At 60.3% G+C, this 18,491-nt stretch carries 16 protein-coding genes; 6 read left to right on the top strand and 10 right to left on the bottom strand.

What is annotated here, in order from left to right; genetic code table 11:
• Window positions 1–126 precede the first annotated feature (126 nt).
• Complete coding sequence (locus tag RHIBUN_RS0117865; RefSeq protein ID WP_245271685.1) at window positions 127–1,542, bottom strand: oligosaccharide flippase family protein; 1,416 nt, start codon at window positions 1,540–1,542, stop codon at window positions 127–129.
• Window positions 1,542–2,624: an endo-1,4-beta-xylanase gene (locus RHIBUN_RS0117860; RefSeq protein ID WP_025660583.1), complete on the bottom strand. Its 1,083-nt coding sequence runs from the start codon at window positions 2,622–2,624 to the stop codon at window positions 1,542–1,544. Before RHIBUN_RS0117860 ends, RHIBUN_RS0117865 begins: the two co-directional genes overlap by 1 nt.
• Window positions 2,625–2,827: 203 nt before the next feature.
• On the opposite strand from RHIBUN_RS0117860, the gene RHIBUN_RS0117855 reads away from it, so the two are divergent.
• The 3 genes from RHIBUN_RS0117855 to RHIBUN_RS0117845 all read left to right on the top strand — a co-directional run bounded on the left by RHIBUN_RS0117855 (window position 2,828) and on the right by RHIBUN_RS0117845 (window position 6,732).
• On the top strand, window positions 2,828–4,321 hold the full coding sequence (locus RHIBUN_RS0117855) for a GumC family protein (RefSeq protein WP_025660582.1): 1,494 nt from the start codon (window positions 2,828–2,830) through the stop codon (window positions 4,319–4,321).
• The gene (locus RHIBUN_RS0117850) at window positions 4,314–5,702 is read left to right on the top strand and encodes an O-antigen ligase (protein WP_025660581.1); all 1,389 of its coding nucleotides are present in this window, start codon (window positions 4,314–4,316) and stop codon (window positions 5,700–5,702) included. Before RHIBUN_RS0117855 ends, RHIBUN_RS0117850 begins: the two co-directional genes overlap by 8 nt.
• Before the next feature lie 97 nt (window positions 5,703–5,799).
• On the top strand, window positions 5,800–6,732 hold the full coding sequence (locus RHIBUN_RS0117845; RefSeq protein WP_025660580.1) for a glycosyltransferase: 933 nt from the start codon (window positions 5,800–5,802) through the stop codon (window positions 6,730–6,732).
• Window positions 6,733–6,738: 6 nt separating this feature from the next.
• Here RHIBUN_RS0117845 and RHIBUN_RS0117840 read toward each other — a convergent pair whose 3' ends face one another.
• Both RHIBUN_RS0117840 and RHIBUN_RS0117835 read right to left on the bottom strand, forming a co-directional pair.
• Window positions 6,739–7,599, bottom strand: a complete 861-nt coding sequence (locus tag RHIBUN_RS0117840; protein ID WP_025660579.1) for a DUF6492 family protein — start codon at window positions 7,597–7,599, stop codon at window positions 6,739–6,741.
• A gap of 14 nt (window positions 7,600–7,613) precedes the next feature.
• Complete coding sequence (locus RHIBUN_RS0117835; RefSeq protein WP_025660578.1) at window positions 7,614–8,393, bottom strand: WecB/TagA/CpsF family glycosyltransferase; 780 nt, start codon at window positions 8,391–8,393, stop codon at window positions 7,614–7,616.
• 281 nt (window positions 8,394–8,674) lie between these two features.
• Here RHIBUN_RS0117835 and RHIBUN_RS0117830 point away from each other — a divergent pair, with 281 nt between their 5' ends.
• Together RHIBUN_RS0117830 and RHIBUN_RS37370 are read left to right on the top strand one after the other, a co-directional pair.
• Window positions 8,675–9,754 carry a glycosyltransferase gene (locus tag RHIBUN_RS0117830; RefSeq protein ID WP_025660577.1) on the top strand — a complete coding sequence of 360 codons (1,080 nt, stop codon included), beginning with the start codon at window positions 8,675–8,677 and terminating at the stop codon, window positions 9,752–9,754.
• Window positions 9,755–9,865: 111 nt separating this feature from the next.
• A complete protein-coding gene (locus tag RHIBUN_RS37370) occupies window positions 9,866–10,078 on the top strand; it encodes a hypothetical protein (protein WP_018858147.1) in 213 nt (70 codons plus the stop codon).
• 117 nt (window positions 10,079–10,195) lie between these two features.
• Here RHIBUN_RS37370 and kduD read toward each other — a convergent pair whose 3' ends face one another.
• The 3 genes from kduD to kduI are packed head-to-tail and all read right to left on the bottom strand — an operon-like array spanning window position 10,196 to window position 12,148.
• Entirely contained in the window at window positions 10,196–10,948 is a 753-nt protein-coding gene (kduD, locus tag RHIBUN_RS0117820; protein WP_025660576.1) for a 2-dehydro-3-deoxy-D-gluconate 5-dehydrogenase KduD, read from the bottom strand.
• A gap of 7 nt (window positions 10,949–10,955) precedes the next feature.
• A complete protein-coding gene (locus tag RHIBUN_RS0117815) occupies window positions 10,956–11,294 on the bottom strand; it encodes a cupin domain-containing protein (RefSeq protein ID WP_025660575.1) in 339 nt (112 codons plus the stop codon).
• A gap of 11 nt (window positions 11,295–11,305) precedes the next feature.
• On the bottom strand, window positions 11,306–12,148 hold the full coding sequence (gene kduI, locus RHIBUN_RS0117810) for a 5-dehydro-4-deoxy-D-glucuronate isomerase (RefSeq protein WP_025660574.1): 843 nt from the start codon (window positions 12,146–12,148) through the stop codon (window positions 11,306–11,308).
• A gap of 236 nt (window positions 12,149–12,384) precedes the next feature.
• Between kduI and RHIBUN_RS0117805 the strand changes: the two genes are divergently transcribed.
• Window positions 12,385–13,152 carry a FadR/GntR family transcriptional regulator gene (locus RHIBUN_RS0117805; RefSeq protein ID WP_025660573.1) on the top strand — a complete coding sequence of 256 codons (768 nt, stop codon included), beginning with the start codon at window positions 12,385–12,387 and terminating at the stop codon, window positions 13,150–13,152.
• An 81-nt stretch (window positions 13,153–13,233) separates the two neighbouring features.
• Here RHIBUN_RS0117805 and RHIBUN_RS0117800 read toward each other — a convergent pair whose 3' ends face one another.
• From RHIBUN_RS0117800 to RHIBUN_RS0117790, 3 genes are read right to left on the bottom strand one after another with little or no spacing between them, the layout of a single operon-like run.
• Window positions 13,234–14,670 carry a family 16 glycosylhydrolase gene (locus RHIBUN_RS0117800; protein ID WP_025660572.1) on the bottom strand — a complete coding sequence of 479 codons (1,437 nt, stop codon included), beginning with the start codon at window positions 14,668–14,670 and terminating at the stop codon, window positions 13,234–13,236.
• 56 nt (window positions 14,671–14,726) lie between these two features.
• A complete protein-coding gene (locus RHIBUN_RS0117795; RefSeq protein WP_025660571.1) occupies window positions 14,727–16,031 on the bottom strand; it encodes an HlyD family type I secretion periplasmic adaptor subunit in 1,305 nt (434 codons plus the stop codon).
• Entirely contained in the window at window positions 16,028–17,779 is a 1,752-nt protein-coding gene (locus tag RHIBUN_RS0117790) for a type I secretion system permease/ATPase (protein ID WP_025660570.1), read from the bottom strand. The genes RHIBUN_RS0117795 and RHIBUN_RS0117790 overlap by 4 nt, the downstream gene beginning before the upstream one ends.
• Window positions 17,780–18,491 lie beyond the last annotated feature (712 nt).

The raw sequence follows: 18,491 nt of genomic DNA, 5'->3' as shown, positions 1-18,491 counted from the left end.
GTTCCAATCGAGAGACCGCCGTGCGTATTCCTCACCGATATACTTGACACGTTAAGAATTAGCGGAAGTCGGAATGGCATTGCCTTGCCTTCTATTCGGCGCCAGATCAAAAGAAAGTGATCCCGATCAGGCTGGCCGCGGTCGCCTCGTCAATGCCATTCGGACGCCGGCCAGGTTGAGCGCAAATGCAGCTGCCGCATAGACGACGACACCGGTGACGATCGGCACAGTCAGGTCGAAGACAGCGTTGCCGGTCTGAAGCCTGCCCACGATGAAGGTCGGCACTGCCATCGTTGCGGTTGCGAGACTGACCTTGACGATCGGACGGAGTTCGAGCGGTAAGCGATGGGCGCGATAGGACAGGAAGTAACCGGCAATCACACCACCGATCTCGGAGATCAGCAGCGCCCAAGCCGCACCGACAAGCTGGAAGCGCGGTACGAGGACAACCATGCCAATGATGTTGATCGCCAGAATGATCATGCCCTGCGCGCCCATCAGGCTCGGCTTCTTCGCCAGCTGGAAACTGACATGCACGAACTGATAGGAGATGGAGCGAAACAGCCAGGCAAAGACGAGGATCGGGATGAGGTTGGCAGCCGCGTCGCGAAACTCGGGGCCGAGGATCAGGCTTGCAAAACCGGGCGCCACCAGCGCCAGTCCGACGACCATCGGCATCAGCACTGTGAGGAGCACCTCGGCGGTTTCCATCAGATGCCGGTTGGCAGCCGTATGGCCGTCCTGCGCCAGCAAACGGATCGCCACCGGAATTGTTGCTGATCCGATTGCAACGCCCGGAAACAGGATGATCTGTCGGACGAGATCGGCAGCGGCACCATAGACGCCCGCGGCCGTCTCGCCGATATAGGTTATGATGATCATTCGATCGAGAACCGTGTGCAACACGAAGATGAAGGACGAGGCGGTCATCGGCAGGCCGAAGCGCATCATTGCCTTCATCAGCCCGGTATCGAACGGGTGGCACGGTCGGCGCCAGATGCTCGGCGCGTAGACCAACAAAGTCACGAGATAGGAGCAGGCGACGCTCACAAGGAGACCCTGCCCGCCCATGCCGAATACCATTACGAGGACGGCAGAGAAGACGACCGTCAGCACCGCCCGCAGGATGACCGACCACATGTAGGCCCCCGTCTGCTGGCGAGACCGGAACACTTCCTGCACGAACTCGAACAACCCGACCATGAAGGCGACGAACACGGCCGGCACGACATAGGTCGACGAATCCTCCGCAAAGAGCCACGTCGCGAGGATGACAAGAGGACTGAGAAGCATCAGTCCCGCATAAGCGAAAAGGGCAGTGGTGCGTACATCCTTCGATCCACCTTCGGAATCGAAGCGCAGCACGGAGAATTTGATCCAGCCGAAAAGCAGGGTCGATATGACACCAGCAACACCCGTACCCACGACATAGATGCCGTATTCGTGCGGGCTAAGCATGCGCGTGAAAAGCACGACCGAAACGAACCCGAAAAGGGCCGAAACGGCGTTCGCAATCATGTATGCCGAGATCTGACGAAACATCATTCGGCTGCACGCGTGAATTCGTCGATGACCTTCATCAGCGCCTTCGGCCGGCACCCGGCATCGAGGGGCAACGGACGGTTGGGCTTGCCGTCGTCGCGCTTGAACCACATCGGCACCCATGTATAGCGATCAGTGATGCCCCAGGTCAGAATGGCGCTTGGGCGCGCCGCCTCGGAAATCGCACCGAGGAAGTCGCGTGCGCGTGCTGCGACGACCTGGTCCCGGTCATATTCAAGGGCGGGCAGCTTGTTGTCGATCACATCGAGTTCGGTCACGAGAACGTCAAGCTGCATTCCCTTCACCGTTTCGACAAATCTCGATAGGCCCTCCTTGTCGATGTCCATGTCGCCAGGGAGGTGTCCCTGGATACCGACGGCGTGGAGCGGCACATCGCGGTCCTTCAGATCACGTAGCAGGTCGAGCAAGGCCTGGCGCCGGTCGCGGCACTGCTGTGTCGGATTTTCAATGTTGTAATCGTTGATGACGAGCTGAGCCGAAGGATCGGCGGCGGCGGCCGTGCGCAGCGCAAGCTCGATGTAGCGCTTGCCGAGCCGCTCCTGCCATATCGAGCCGCGGATCGTCGCACCACTCTCCGGCTGTTCGGCGATTGCCTCGTTGACGACATCCCAGCTCGGAATCCGCCCCCGATAGCGTCCGACGACGGTGGTGATGTGATGGACGAGTTCGCGTTCGGCTTCCGACACGCTCCCGATGCTGTTCGTCCAATCGGGCATCGCGCCATACCAGGCAAGTGTGTGGCCGCGCATCTGCATGCCGTTTTGATCGGCAAAATCGATCAGGCGGTCAGGCTGGTCGAAGACGAACTGATCCTGGCTCGGACGCAGGTCGAACCACTTCAAGCCGCCCTCTCCGACGACAAGCTGGCAGTGATCGACGATGGCCCGCTTGTAGTCGAATTCGGTGTCGAGAAGATCGGTGCGCACGGCCGCACCGTAGGGAATGGGGCCTCTGGCAGGCACCGCCCTGGCAGTCAGATCACCCCGGACAAAAGGGTCGAGCGCGCCTGTGGATGCCAGTCCGGCACCCATTGCGCCGAGAACGAAGTCCCGCCTGCGCATAAATGGATATCCTTGGATTGCGTATAAATGAACCAGAATTCGACCGCGCAAGCGGCAAGGCCTTGAACTTCTGCTTTTTTATTGGAGAGCTGCTTCACGCGCACGCGAAAATTGAAATCGCCATTAATGGATGCTTAAGGAAAATCAGGTCTCTTAACCATAGGTTTGCGCTCCCGCGCCCATGTAAATCAGAACCCGCTGCCATGTATGAAGCCGCATCCCGACATCAGACTCCGGTCATCAGTACGCGTGGCTGGACGACGAGCCGGGAAAAGGATGACGGTGCCGCATCGCCGCGGCCGGTGCTGAAAGTTGCGCCTCCCCCTGCTTCCACCCCTTCCTCAGAAAACTGGCCTTCGGTCTTTCAAGAACTCTTTCAGTTCGACCTGACCCGTATCCTCAACTGGCTGCGCGTGGGTCTCGTCTGGATCTTTGCCTTTGCCATCCTCGGCGCGGTCGCCGGCTATGCGGTCGTTCTTATGGTGAAGCCGCGCTTTACGGCCGGAATCGACCTTCTCGTCGACCCGTCGAATCTCCGGGTTGTTGCTGACGACATCTTCTCCGAGAGCATGCAGCGGGATACGCAGCTGCTTGATGTCGAAAGCAAGCTGCGGGTCCTGACATCGGGTAACGTGCTGAGCCGCGTGATTGGCGAGCTGAAGCTCACCGATGACCCGGAGTTTGTTGCGCCTGAAGCCAAGGACCCGGCCGGTGACGCGCTGCGCACGCTGGCAAAGCGGGTTACGGCCCGTCGTGACGAACGCTCTTTCATCGTCAATATCGCGGTGTGGACGCAGGACGCGGCCAAGTCAGTCACCATCACCAATGCCATCGCGACCGCCTTCCAGGAAGAACTGGCCAAGGCGGAATCGGAAGGGGCCGGCCGGGCTGCGAGCTCGCTGTTTGCTCGCCTCGGTGACCTGAAGGTGGAGGTTGCCAAGGCAGAAGCTGCGGTTGAGACGTTCAAGCGCGAACAGGGATTGCAATCGAGTTCGGGAGAACTCGTCAGCACCCTCATGTCAAATCAGACGAACACGCAGCTGATCGACGCCAAGGCGCGCGTCATTCAGGCGCAGTCGCGTTACAACGAACTCGTGTCCACCAACCCGAAGAACCGCCTGAACGCGTCTGCGCTGCAATCGGAAACGATGACAATGCTGCGCACGCAATATTCGACGCTGCGACAACGCGTGACCTCTCAATCGGCCGTCCTCGGGCCGCGTCATCCCATGATCCTGGCGCTCGAACCACAGCTCAGGGCGCTGGAGGGCCAGATCGACGCGGAGACGGCACGCATCGTGCAAGCCGCGAAAGCCGAACTCGACCAGGCAAGATCGGCACTCGACGCGCTGAATTCCGAGGCAAACCAGATGAAATCCTCGGTCTTCCAGGACACCGCCGCGCAGATTCACCTGCGCGAACTGGAGCGTGAGGCGCGCGCCAAGGCGACTGTCTACGAAGCCTTCATGGCACGAGCAGGAGAAGCCGCCGAACGCCAGCAGATCGACACGACCAACGTGCGGATCGTGTCACCGGCGATCGTACCGACAGCGCGGAGCTTTCCGCCGCGGGGCTATGTGCTGGCTGGCGCCGGCGGCGTTGTCGGCCTCGGACTTGGCCTTGCCATCGCGGTCTTGTCGGGGCTTTGGCGAGACTATCGCCGCTTGAGCGCGATCCAGGCCAAGGCCTATGGCTGACAGCGGCAAGAGTGTTGCTGCGGGCAAAGGCAGTACCTTTGCAGGCTTTCTGTTCCTGGCTGTCTTCGGCTACTTCTGGATCGGATTGAGCCCGTTTCCCGATCCAAACGCCACGAGCCTCTCCACACCTTATGGCAGCACGTCCAACGTTTTCAATCAGTTGATCGTCATCGCCATGTCGGCCGTGGTTTTTGGCACGGTCCTGCAGAATCCCGCGCGCCACTTGCTGCTGCGCCCATATGGCCTGCTGATGGGCCTGCTCGTCTGGCTGCTCTTCACTGGTCTTTTTGCAGGCGACCCCAGCGCAGCCTTCAGGCGCCTCGTTTTCGCAATCCTTGTTTGCCTTTGCGCGAACGCAATGCTCTTCATTCCAAGAAACGGCGAGCAATTTGCAAGGCTCATGTGCCTTGGCCTGACCTTTACGATCGGCCTTTCCTATTTTGGCGTACTTCTCCTGCCGCACCTCGCCATCCATCAAGCGACAGACGCGCTAGAGCAGTCGCTTGCCGGCGACTGGCGCGGTCATTTTGGCCATAAGAACGTTGCTGCAGCCGCGATGGTCTATGCCGTATTCTTCGGCCTCTATGCAAGACGGTCAGGACACGCCCGGCTTGGCCTCTTGATTGCATTGTCAGCAGGGTTCTTCGTGCTTCACGCGGGAGGGAAAACCTCCGCCGCGATGCTTCCGGCAATCCTGTTGCTTGCCTGGATTTTTGAACGCTGGACGAAACTGGGCGTGGTGCTGCTTCTTGGCAGCCTTGTCGGATTGAACCTGATCTTGCTGACCGCGGCGGTCTCGCCTTCCTTCAGCAGCCTGCTTGCTTCCGCTGGCATCGATCCGACCTTTACCGATCGTGGCTCGATCTGGCGGCTTGCACTCTCCGCGATCGCCGAGCGGCCCATCATTGGCTACGGCTTTCAGTCCTTCTGGCAGACCGACGCCTTGTTCAACAGCGGCCAAGCCATGACCACCTGGGCCGTCACTGCCGCCAATTCACACAACGGCTACGTGGAACAGTTGATCAATGGCGGCATCCCGGCGCTCGTGATGACGTTCATCTGGCTGGTGGTCCTTCCTGTCGGCTATGCCCGCCGCGCGCTTGCCGGCAGCAACGACATGGCATTGACGCGCCTGTTCTTGCGGATCTGGCTCTTTTCCCTGTTTCTCGCCTGCCTCGAAAGCCCGTTCTTCGGCAATAGCGGACCGATCTGGTTCACGATGCTGATTGCGGTCTTCGGTTTGAGATTGCAGGCCAATGCCGGGCTTGTCGTCAAGGAGGCTGACGAATTTGGATCGCGCGTTACTCCCGTCCCCGCGCCTCGGATCGACGCAACGGTTCTTAGAAGGCCCGTTAACCTCATACTCAGCCGTCGATTGTAGAGTGGGCGCCAGCCAATTACAGCTTCAGCGCCAATGGCCAGGCCAAGTCGGCTAACGCCGCAAGGCGAACAATCTCTGCGCGATCGAGGTTTGGATGATGCAGGAAAGCAAGGGGTCCGTTGAGGCAGTCGTTTGCATCCCGACGTTTCGTCGACCGGAATGGCTGGCGCGCACCCTGACATCGCTCGCCGAGCAAGTGACCGATTTCGCCTTCGCCGTCGTCGTTGTCGACAACGACGCAGCCAACCCGGCCGGCGCCCACTTTGCCCACAAGTTTCTCACCACGGTCGGCCTGCCCTTCCTGGTCACCACGGAAGAGCGGCAGGGCAATTGCCATGCCATCAACCGTGCGTTCGGCGAGGCAATGGCTGGCTTTCCGGAGGCCGAGTTTCTGCTGATGATCGATGACGATGAAATGGCCATGCCCGGTTGGCTTGCCGCGATCGTTGACACGGCTCGGCGGGAGGGTGCCGACATCGTCGGCGGGCCTGTTGTCCGGCAGTTCGAAGTACCAGTGTCCGACGCAGTCACCCAGCATCTGCTCTTCGGCTCGATAGAAGGCTCGACCCGGGCAATTGATCAGATCCACGGTTCCGGCAACTGCCTGATCCACCGCCGCGTATTTGCAGGTCTTGCTTCGCCGCTTTTCGATGTCCGCTTCAACTTCCTGGGCGGTGGCGACATGGAGTTTTTTACGAGATGCCGCAAGGCCGGCTTCAAGACCTGGTGGTGCGCCGAGGCGGTTATCCGCGAATTCGTACCCGAGGAACGCGTCTCGGCCCGTTTCCTGATGACGCGCTCGCTGCGCACCGGAAGCATCAATTATGTTATCGATCGGATCCACAGCACGTCGGCCATCAGGGTGATTGCAAAAAACGCTCTCAGTCTCGGCGCCGGCTGCCTTCGATCGATGGCACTGTTCCTCAGGACCCGGCGGCTGCTGCCGGCAAGCCATCCGCTGCTCGTGTCACTCGGTCGTACATTGGCAAGCCTCGGCTTCCTGCCAACCCCATATCGGGCCAGCAACTAGGCTCTCTCAGCCAAGAGCCGCCTCGCGGATCACTTCGATCGGTGTGTGCGTATGCGACTGGATCGCGATCGTCGTCTGACCCGGTTTCAAGCCCTCGATGAATGCCGCCAATCCCTCCCTGTCGAGAGCCGGCCCCTCCCAATAGGTCAGGCACGGGCTTTGCGAAACGCGTTCATGTCGTTGCGCGAGCTCGGGATCATTGGCGACCGCGACACCGTAAATGAGATACTCGGAAAAATGCCGGATGCGGGCCAGCGCCTGCCACCACGGAAAACGACTAGCGCCCTCGATACGCTTCACCATGGTCGCCACCGTTCGCCGCTCCCACAGAACCATCTGGCTGATGGAATCGTCGCCTGGCAGCGGCGGTACGCTCAGGCCAAGCAGCCGATGCGCATTTTGCCACCAGCGGACGTGGCTAGGTCGCGTGGGATTGATATCTCCGGCCGCGACGTGGTGAGCGAGCTTCGGCGTCGATGCCATTGCGCTCAGATCCAGTGGGCGGCAGAAGCAATTGTCGGAGTCGATGCACATGACCCGCTCGCTCGGTTGCGCCAGCGTCATTGCGATCTTGCGCATCTGCTGCAGGTGCCAGCCGTAGATCGGCAGGCGCAAATGGGGTGCCCACCAGTAGCGTCGCCCCCGCCATTTCGGCAGGGCCCAAAGGGACGGAAGCAGGCTGGACGAGACGATCACGCGGCGTTTGTCCCCTTCGAAGCCCACGAAGGCGTCCGCATCCTCGTCCCCGATCACGATGTAATGCACGTCGTAGCCCGTTACATACCGGTCGATCGAGTCACAGAGAAGGCGGCAACTGTCGAGGTCGCCACGATAACTCGGTGTGATGAGCGAAATCGAGGAACTCAAGATCGTTGGTCCGATCACCGGCCTGCAGAAAGAGCTCGCAGCGAATGCCGGAGCATCGCGTAGATGGCAACCGGATTGGTGGTCAAATAGCGTGTTGCCAGCCGGCGCGGCTCGAGGAGCATGCGGTATAACCACTCAAGGCCAACCTTCTGCATCCAGCGGGGGGCGCGGCTCTTGCTTCCGGCGAGGAAATCAAACAGGCCGCCGGAAGTTTTGATCAAGCCGACATTGTGCAATCTGTTGATGTTGCGAACGACGAACTGCTGCTCCAGCGGCACGCCGAAGCCGATCCAGAGGATATCCGGAGCCGCCGCATTGATCGCCTCGACAACCGCTTCTTCCTCGGCGCGATCAAAATAACCGTTGCGTCGGCCGGCAAAGCGAAGTCCCGGATAGGCCTTCGACATGTTCTCGACCGCCCGGGCATTCACCACTTCGCTGGCACCAAGAAAGTAAAAACTGACCCCGACTTCCGCCGCGCGTTCCGCCACGGCATGAACGAGATCGGTCGTGGCGACTCGCTCTGGCAAAGGCTCGGCCGAGGATAGCTTGGAAAAGAGCACGACCGACATTCCATCGGCATGGATCTGGTCGGCCTGACGCGTCAACGAGCGGAAATTGGCATCATGCTCGCAAAGCGCAATGACCTGACCGTTTGCGGAGGTGGAGTAGAAGGGACGCCCGCCGGCCCCCCTGCGCTCGAGCGCCAACTGAATGAAGGCGTCTGCGGATTCTTCCATGCCGGCCCGCACGATCGGCAGGCTTCCGAGCCGGTTCGTCGGCCATTCGTTCATCGAATAACTCAGACGCGCTGGTGCACTGCTATGCCTAGTCATTCACGCACCTTCGAAACGAGCATCGGTCAAGAACGGATCCGACAATTAGCTGTTTCGAAGACCCATCGCTGTAAAACCTCGAGCTATAGTTAACCCTCGCTATACACGTGATGGTGGCAGGCCTTTTTTTTGCCGACGGCATGTCAAACATTGAACCTGAAATTGTAAGCCGGCTTTTACCAAAAGACGGTATCAACGCAGCGCGGTCACCCGCCGTCCGCCTGTTCAAAAGGTCTGATATGCCGAAACGTCGCTACCTCGCACTCGTCTCCGACGCCGCCCAAACCTGTGGTGTCGAAGAGTTTGCCCGACAGGCGGCTTTGCGACTCGACGGGCGCGCCACTCGGCACGTGCTTGACGGCAATATCGGGAGGCTTAAATCCGCGCTCGACGATGCGGACGCCGCCATCCTCAATTTTCCTGTGGTGGCCTGGAAGAAAAAGCTAGCAGAGCCGGTCGTCGCGGCATTCGTTTCCCGGCTGCAGCGCAAACACCTTGTCGTGGTATTGCACGAATGGCACGCTCTCGACTGGAAGCGTCGCCTGGTGCTGGTTCCGGTGGTGGTGGTCGCAACTCGGATCTTGTTTTCAGCGCCGGAAGTCGCCGCCGAATTTGCCAAGAGCCCTCTGTCCGCCCTGTCGACCAGTCGGCGAGCAGTCATCCCGATCCCGCCAAATCTTGCCTTGCCTACCACACTCCACGACGGCCCGATCGCCCGGAGACTTGACGCACAGCGCAAGGCCCGGCGGCTGATCCTTGGGCAATTCGGTTCGATCTATCCCAAGAAGCAGTCAACGGCAGTTCTGGAGACTGCTGCCCGGCTCGTGGCGCTTGGCCACGACGTCGGCGTGGTCTTCGCCGGATCGTTCATCCGCGGCAGCGACAATGTGGAGCAGGAATTTTATGCGCTCGCAGACAAGCTCGGCATTTCAGACCGGGTCGTCGTAACAGGTTATGTTGCCGACGCCGAGGAGCTCTTCGGGATCTTCAGACATGTCGACGTGTTCTGCTATCTTTTCGCTGAAGGGCTGACGGCGCGCCGGGCAAGCGTGCTTGCGGCAAGCTTTTCGGGAAAGCCCGTCGTCGTCAACGCGCCGCGACAGCGAGATGCCCTCGCCCACCATGGCCTGTTCTGCAAGCTGATAGAGGGCGGTGCGATCCGCATGGTCGACACACAGGCCGACGTAAACACCATGGCCGACGCGGTGCTGGAAGCAAGCCAAAGCCATCTGGCATCGATTGACGCGAAGGCAGAAGTCGATGCCTTGTGGGGTGCCGTCATCGACGCGGTTGACGGCGGGAAGGCCACGCATTGGTGACATTGCACCGTCGCAATCGATGCCGAGACTGCGGAACAATGGCTCGCGACAAACGTTCTTCGAACAAGCGACGGGTGCGTCGCGAGGCTCATCGAAAGGACGTGATTCAAGATGGAAATGACGGAGGGCCGTCAGCTTGCGGAGGAATATCTCCGGCTAGGCGGAAAGAGGCGCGTCAAGATCGACGACAATCAGCAAACTGTGCGCGCATGGGAGGCAGACCCGCCCGCCGCTGAGCAGTTTTGGCATGATCGTGTCGAAGCTTTGGAAATGCGTCGCCGAAGGGAAGTCGAATTCTTCCTGCCATCGATCAACTCCCCGTAATTGGGGTGAGGAAGGGTTCTTCATTTCTGACCCGGACATCAGTCCTGGCCAGGCGCTGGGCTTTTGCGCCGCTCATCTGCAATCTCATCGGGCCAAGGTGCGTACCGCTTGGCTGGTTCAGCGCGCAAGCCATCCGCCATCGACAGACAGAACTGTTCCATGGACATAGTCCGAGGCCTTCGATGCCAGAAATACGGCCGCTCCCCCAAGATCTGCCGGATCTCCCCACCGTCCGGCGGGGATACGCGAAAGGATACCGGCGCTGCGCTCACGGTCCTCGCGAAGCGCGGTCGTGTTGTTGGTCACGAAATAGCCCGGAGCAATGGCATTGACGTTGATGCCCTTGCCCGCCCATTCGCAGGCCAAGAGGCGCGTCAGTCCGGCAAGCCCGCTCTTCGAGGCCGTGTAGGAGGGAATGCGGATGCCGCCCTGGAAGGACAATAGCGAGGCGATATTGATGATCTTGCCCCTGCCACTCGCGAGCATATGCCGGGCGGCAGCCTGCGACAGAAAGAAGACGCTCTTCAGGTTGATGTCCATGACCGCATCCCAATCGGCCTCCGTGAAGTCGATGGCGTCGGCGCGGCGGATGATGCCGGCATTGTTGACCAGGACATCGAGCTTGCCAAAGGTCGCTACCGTTTCATCGACGATCGCTTTGACCGGCTCGATCGACCCGAGATCGGCCTTGATGGCGTGAAAACCGGCACCGATCTCGCGAACCGCAGCCTCGGTTTCGTCCATCGATGAGCGGCCAACGGCAACGATCGAGGCGCCGGCCGCCGCCAGCGCCACGGCAATTGCCTGACCAAGGCCGGTATTGGCACCGGTGACGACCGCCACCTGCCCGGAAAGATCGAACATGGTCATCTCACGCTCACTTCAGAAACTCGGCGCGATGTGGCGTAAACGTATCGATCAGGCGGCCCTTCTCGAGAGCCTTGACCCCATGCACCAGATCGGGGGGAACGATGAAGCTGCCTCCCTGGTGCAGGGTTTCCGTCCTGCCGTCGATCGTCACCTCGAAACTGCCCTCAGCTACATAGCTTGCCTGGATGTGGGGATGGGAATGAAGCGCACCGACGGCGTCCTTCTCAAAAACCACCTCGACCATCATCATCTCAGGCAGGTAGGCCATGATGCGACGCCTCACGCCCGGTTCCGGACTGGTCCACTCGGCATCCTTGGCCGGCACGAAAAGATCACTCGCTGCCATATTCCCCCTCCTCACCTAAGATCTTCGATGGCGACAAGGTCGACGTCGGTATAGTCGACATTGTCACCGGCCATGGCCCAGATGAATGTGTAGCTTGATGTGCCGACACCGGAATGGATCGACCAACCCGGCGACAGGATCGCCTCCTCGTTCTTGACGATGAGGTGGCGCGTTTCGTTCGGCTCGCCCATCAGATGCACGACGCGGGCCTTTTCCGGCAGATCGAAATAGAGATAGGCCTCCATCCGCCGGTCATGCACGTGGCAGGGCATGGTGTTCCACACCGAGCCTTCAGCAAGCGTCGTCATGCCCACAACGAGTTGGCAGGTCCTGGCGCCGTCCGAGTGAATGAACTGGAAGATCGAGCGCTCGTTGCTCGTTGCCTGTGCCCCGAGATCGACGCGCTTGGCATCTGAAATGCCGATATGCTTTGCAGGGTGACGGACATGCGCGGGGGCGCTGAGCAGGTAGAATTTTGCCGGTTGTTCGGCCGATACGGACCGGAATGTCACCGAAGCCCCCATGCCGGCATAGACCATGTCGCGGGTACCGGCCTGAAACTCTTCGCCATCGACGACGACGATGCCGGCACCACCAATATTGACAGCGATCAGCTCGCGCCGGGCCAGAAGCGTATCGGTCCCGGCAGGCTTGATCGTTTCCAGTGAAAGCGGCGCGGAAGTCGGCATGGCACCACCGACGATCATCCGGTCGTAATTGGTGTAGTGAAGCTGGATGCGGCCAGCCACGAAGAGCGGCGGCAGCAAGAAGTTTTCGCGAAGCTCGGCGGTCCCAAATCCCGCTGCGGCCCGCGGATCAATCGCGAAGCGATTGGTGTAGTCAGTGTGAGTCACGTTGCCTCCCAATGTCTTTTCAAAGTCATCATACATATTGATCATACTTGAGCAACCGCAATCGCTTCATTCCGATCAACTGTCGACAGCCTGAGGGATGTCAAAAGGTCTGAATTATAAGGAATTGCCGTCGATCGGCTCGGACTCCGCAATTTTGTATGATAACATCCACAATTGTTGTCTTAATGGAGCACTGGCGGTATGCTCGGACATCATTTGCAGAGGCGACAACACCCTTGAACGCAATTCCTCCTCCGGTCGATGGTGGTCCACCACGACGACAGAAGCTCTCTGAACGGATCGCCGACTCCCTCCGCCAGGACTTCCTTTCAGGCCAGATCTCCGTCGGACAGAAGTTGCCGACGGAGGCCCAACTCGCAGAATCCTTCGACGTCAGCAGGACCGTCATTCGCGAGGCGATCGCGGCTCTCTCGGCCGATGGGTTGCTGGAAACGCGACAAGGGGCAGGCATCTTCGTGATTGGTCACCAGTCGTCCGCTCCGATCATAAGACAGGACCGATCAAGCAACATATCGCACGCCCTGAACGTGCTTGAAGTTCGCATCGCGCTTGAGGCTGAAGGTGCAGCGCTGGCCGCCACCCGCAGAAACGCCTCGCAGGAGGCGCAGATTCAGGAGAGCTTTTTCGAGTTCGATCGGCTCCTGCAGCTTGGCAAGCCCACCGGCCAGGCCGACTTTGCGTTCCACCGATCCATCGCCGAGGCAACCAACAACCCTTTCTATGTTGAAGTCCTCGACGCGCTAGGGGCGCGAACCATCCCTTGTGACGTCACCTCTCCTTACGCCACCGAAGAGGTTCTCTCGGTCAGCTACCAAGCCGGATTGCAGCGGGAACATCTTGCCATCCTCAATGCAATTTCTGCAGGCGACGCTACCGGTGCGCGCGACGCCATGCGCGCTCATCTGTCTGCAAGCCAGGAGCGATATCGCGAACGCCTGAGGGATCGGCGCACGCGATATCAAAGCATCGTCGAAGCAAGCTAACGGATAACGATGCTCAAAGGGCCTGGGGTGACTGGCGCCATCATGACCCTCCGACCTCATCCCCGCTTGGCTTTCACCTCGTCAGATGTGCCAATCGTTGCTCGCAGTGGCTTCGGTGGCAGCGTGCAATGGGCTGTCCGCCAGGGTGTAGGCCCTGATATAGTCGATGTGCATTTCCGATCCGTTCGTAAGACCGTTGGACGGCGCTCCAGCCGTACCGCCGACAGCGAGGTTGACCAGCATGTACATGGGATTGTGCATGTCCTCGGGTGTATCCGTCTGCGCGACTGCGACGTCATCGAAGTACCAGGTGATGTGATCCTCGTCCCAGAGGACGCCGTAGTTGTGGAAGCCTTGGGTACTTGCCACCTTGACCGGAAAGGACGTCATCGTATGTGCGCCGCCATGGTCGCTGTGGACTGTGGCATTGACAACGTTCGGCTCCTGACCGCGCATCTCGACGACGTCGAGTTCTGGTGGCCAGGAGCCGTCCTCCGGGAGGAGCCAGAAGGCCGGCCAGACGCCCTGTTCCGTCGGCATATCGGCACGAATTTCGAAATAGCCATAGGTCTGGGCGAAGGACGAATGGGTGTTCAGGAGACCAGATGTGTAGTCGTAGCCGTTGATCTGCGCCTGGATCGCCTGCGAGGCGGGTTCTGCAGAAATCGTCAATACGCCGTTGCTCACAGAGAATGGATTTGCCGCTGCAGTCGGTGCGTAGGACGGGTTGATGTACCACTGCAGCTCACCGTTCCCGGTCAACGGGCTGCCGCGGTCCGGCGCCCACCAGAACTTGGCATCCCACGTGCCCTGGTCGCCACTGCGCAAGGACAGGCTGTTGAATTCGTCATCGAAGCTCAGCGCCAGCTTCGAGCGGTCGAGCGTCAGTTGAAACTGGCTCGCCTGCAGATCCGACACCTCGGTATTGGCAAAGACGAGGCTCTCACCGCCACCGAGATCCAGCCGCAGATTGGCGCCCTCCTGAGTCGTATGAGCCAGCACCTGCTCGAAGGACGAAAGCCCGTAGCTGTTCAGGCGCACCGTATCGTCGCTACTGAAATCGACAATCAGATCACTCCCGTGGCCCTTGGTGACCAGGAATGTGTCGGCTCCGCCTCCGCCGATCAACACGTCGTTGCCGGCACCGCCGTCGATCGTCTGGCTTCCCGAGGCTCCGGAGATGATGTTGTCCTGGGCGTTGCCGAAAGCATAGCGCCCGGCGCCCGTCACAGTCAGGTTCTCGAAATTCTCGGGAAGCGTATAGCTCATCCAGGTGTTGATGGTGTCGGTTCCACCGCCGGGCTCTTCCGCAGCACGGTTGATGGCGGAATAGAGATAGTAGATGTCATCGCCGGTTCCGCCGTGCATGGTCACGTTGACGGAACTGTCGCCCCATATGGAGTCGTTGCCGGACGTGCCATTCAGCACAGGGCCGGAACCGGTTGCGGAGAACCATGCGGTCGAGGCGCCACTGTAGAACAGCGGTTGGCCGACAGCATTTTGTATTGATTTTGCCATTATCAACTCCTTCGGGTTTTCGTGCTTCTCATGGTCTCCTCCTCCGACGGCTGTCGTCATTCCTCCCGAAATGCACGGACCAGCTGGTCCGTAAACGGCTTTGCGAGATAACCGAGCGCCGTGCGCTCGCCCGTCTCGATGAAGGCTTCGACGGGCATCCCGGCAACCGGTGCCAGCTTGCCAAGCCTTTGCCATTCGCTCTCGGGCACCGCGACCCGCAGCGTGTAGTAGGATTGGCCGGAATGCGTATCCGTTGTCAGGTCAGCGGAGACAGATGCAACGCGTCCCTTCAATTCCGGTGTTGTCCTGTAGCTGAACGCCGAGAACCGCAGGCTGACCTCCTTGCCGACTGCGACCTGGTCGACGTCCTGTGGCGACAATTTCAGCTCGGGCGTGAGCATGTCGTGATCGGGCACGATCTGCATGACGGCCTCGCCTGGCGTGATCACGGCACCGCGCGCATGGACAGCAAGTTGATGGACGATGCCGTCTTGCGGCGCCCTTATGTCGACGTGTCGTAGCTCGTCCTCTATCGCAACGCGCCGCTCGGCGTATTCGCCACTGTCGCCCTCCGCCTGCCTCAGCTGTTCGGACACCTCGCTTCTGTGATCGTCACCCACCTGGATAATCTGCAACTCCGTTTCGGCGATTTTTCCTTTGATTTCCGCGGTCGAGGCAACGAGGCTGCCAAGTTCTCCCGTCAAATCGGCCGCATCACGTTGCAGGGTGTAGACGCGGGTTGCGGGAATAACTCCCTGCCGAAGCAGCGGCTCCAGGCTTGCAAGCTCCTTGCCAATGATGCCGATGGCGCGACGCTTGCCCTCCTGCTGGGCCGACAGTCCTTCGGCCTGCTGGTCGAGCTGACGGACGCGCTCGCGCAGTTGCGCTGTCCTTCCACTGAGCGATGCGCGACGGTCATCAAACAGCCGCAGCTCGGAGCTCATGAGGGCGGTAGCCTGAGTGGCATCGGCATCTCTGACGACCGCTGGAAAAAGAATGGCGTTCGCGCCGTCGCGTTCTGCAGAAAGCCTGGCTGATCGCGCTGCAAGCTCTCGCAGCCGCCGCGATACGATCGCAAGATTCGCTTTCGTCTGGGTGTCGTCGAGATGAACGAGGATTTGGCCAGCCGCGACGCGATCGCCGTTGCGGACGAAGACCTGTCCCACAGTGCCGCCCTTCTGGTGCTGCACCGGCTTCACATAGCTGTCGACGACCAGTGTCCCCTGGGCAATCACCGCGCCGTTTATACGGATCGCCGAGGCAAGCCCGCCAAGAACCCCGACGAGCAGGGCAGCTGTTGCAAGGGCAAGCAACGTAAGTCGGCGGATTGCTCGTTCCGTCGATGTCACAGCCCCGGTCATGACGACAACTCCCCGCCGGCGCGAAGCGGTCGGACGAAGGAACCGGTGGCAGCGACTGACTTTGGTCCCGTCTTGAGAACTTCGCTCTTAGGGCCGAACGCTTTGCCCCGACCGCCCTCGAGAACAAGCACCTTGTCGACCGCGGAAAGCGCGCTCGCCCGGTGAGCGATGATCAACACCACCCCTTGCCGCGACCGAACGGACTCGATCGCCTGCGAGAGTGCCAGCTCGCCCTGAACATCGAGATTGGAATTCGGCTCGTCGAGCACAACGAGGAACGGATCCGCGTAGAGGGCCCTTGCCAACCCGATGCGTTGCCGCTGGCCCGCGGACAGGGTTCTGCCCTGCTCGCCGATCCGCGTATCGAAGCCATCGGCAAAGCTCACGATCATATCGTAGACACCCGCGGCCCTGGCGGCGGCGATGATCAACTCCGAAGAGGCCTCCGGATCGAACCGGGCAATGTTGTCGGCGATGGTTCCGTCGAACAGCGACACGTCCTGCGGCAGGTAACCGATGTTGCGGCCGAGTGCTTCCGCCGTCCATTGTGAAAGCGACGCTCCGTCCAGCCTGATATCCCCTGCAAGAGCCGGCCATAGGCCGACGATGCCCCGCGCCAGCGAAGACTTGCCCGAGGCGCTCGGACCGACGATGCCAACTGCCTCACCCGCGCTAACCTCGAAGGACAGCCCGCGAATGATCGGCATCTTCGAGCCCGGAGCTCCCAGATGAAGGTTCTCCACGGCCAGTGATTGCCGCGCCGCCGGTAGCGCGACGTCTCGCTGCCGCCCGTCGGAGAGCTCGACCTCGCGGTCGAGGCGCGACCACGCCTGGCGGGCAGCCGCAAATCCTCGCCAGTGCGCGATGGCAAGCTCGATCGGGGCGAGCGCGCGGCTCACGAGAATGGAGCTCGCAATCATGATGCCGCCAGTTGCTTCCTGTCGAATGACGAGTATGGCGCCCACGGCCAGCACGGCGGACTGCAGCAACATGCGCGCGGAGCGCGACAGGGTTGAAAGCGAGTTGACGAAAGTGGCCGTGCGCAAGTGACTGTCGAGGTGGCGCCGGTTGACTTCGGCCCAGCGCGCCGAGAGCGTCCCACCAAAGCCCATTGCGACGACCGCTTCTGAATTGCGCCTCGCGGTTTCGGCGAAAGCCATTCGCTCAGAAAGGATGGTGGCCGTCTCCCTCGTCGGACCGCGTGACTTCAGCTCCGCAAGCAGCGCCAGCCCCGTCAAGAGAAGCGCGCCAGCCACGGCCGTGAGGCCAATCCAGTGATGAAACAGGAAGCAGAGGGCGAGGTAGAAGGGCATCCAGGGCAGGTCGAACAACGCTCCCGGGCCAGGGCCGGACAGAAATCCACGCACTGTATCGATATCGCGGATCGTCTGCAGACCGTCTCCCGGCGCCGGCTTGCGCGATGCCGACAGCGCGACTGAGAGGAAGGCCGGCCCTGAGAACCGCTCATCCACCGCCCGTCCGATCTGCCCGAGAAGCAGGGATCGCGTGAGATCCAGAAGCCATTGGAACGCAAAGAGGGACACAACGATGATGACCAGACCGACGAGGGTCGGCAGGCTGCGGCTGGGAATGACGCGGTCATAGACCTGGAGCATGAAGAACGAGCCACTGAGCGCCAGGATATTGACGAGGCAACTGGTTACACCAAGCCCCAGAGCGCCAACACGCAACGACGAGAAGAGCCCAAAGAAGGGTCGCGGCTGCGAGAGGGATCCGGTTTCAGACAAATGGACTCCTTGTGGTCGTAGCGCAGACACACCATAGCCGAGGCCTTCGGTGGTCGAGAAATCGAGATCGCTTGCCTAGACTGAGGCAAAAGAGACCGAATGACGACCGCAAACAGCGGCGTCTCTTCATTCCGCGCTAAGTCGCCAAATCAGGCGTTAAGCGCGAAGTCGTGTTCCAGTCACGTCGTCGAATGACTGTCTTCTTTCGAACCGCGACAGCGCGATTGCTGAGCGATTCGGCAGTACTTGTGAGGGCATTTTATGACTTATATAAGATCCCGGTTGCAATTTGTGTCCGGATTTGCGTTTCCAGCCGCGTGCTCGAAGGCTCCGCAAGTCTCACCGGGTACGATCCACGTTCAAATGATCTGCGCTATGCATCTGACTGGTAGTAGCAAGTCCGGGCACCAATCGATTGGACAAATCCAGCGACACTAGTCTAGTACTACAGTTGCGTTTTGTGTCTTGTTTTGTAGTGAGCGCTCATTGCGTAGGCTTGATGCTCTCGTCGCCAGAGTGACCATGCGAGAACGAAGGCCGTCCTGATCGGCGGTCGCAGTAGGAGCCGGGTGATCAGATAGCGGATCTCTGCGACGCTTGGTAGAAGCGCAAGTTTGTTGGTCAGGCGGCGATTGGCGGGTTTGGACTCGTTTCGTTCGGTTTGCCACCGGCGCTGCGGCGCAGGTCGGAGCCCAACTTAGCAAGGAACGCT

The sequence above is a fragment of the Rhizobium sp. IBUN genome, from assembly GCF_000510625.1.
In the GTDB taxonomy this organism is placed as follows: domain Bacteria; phylum Pseudomonadota; class Alphaproteobacteria; order Rhizobiales; family Rhizobiaceae; genus Rhizobium; species Rhizobium altiplani.
This window is presented reverse-complemented; position numbering and strand designations above follow the sequence as displayed.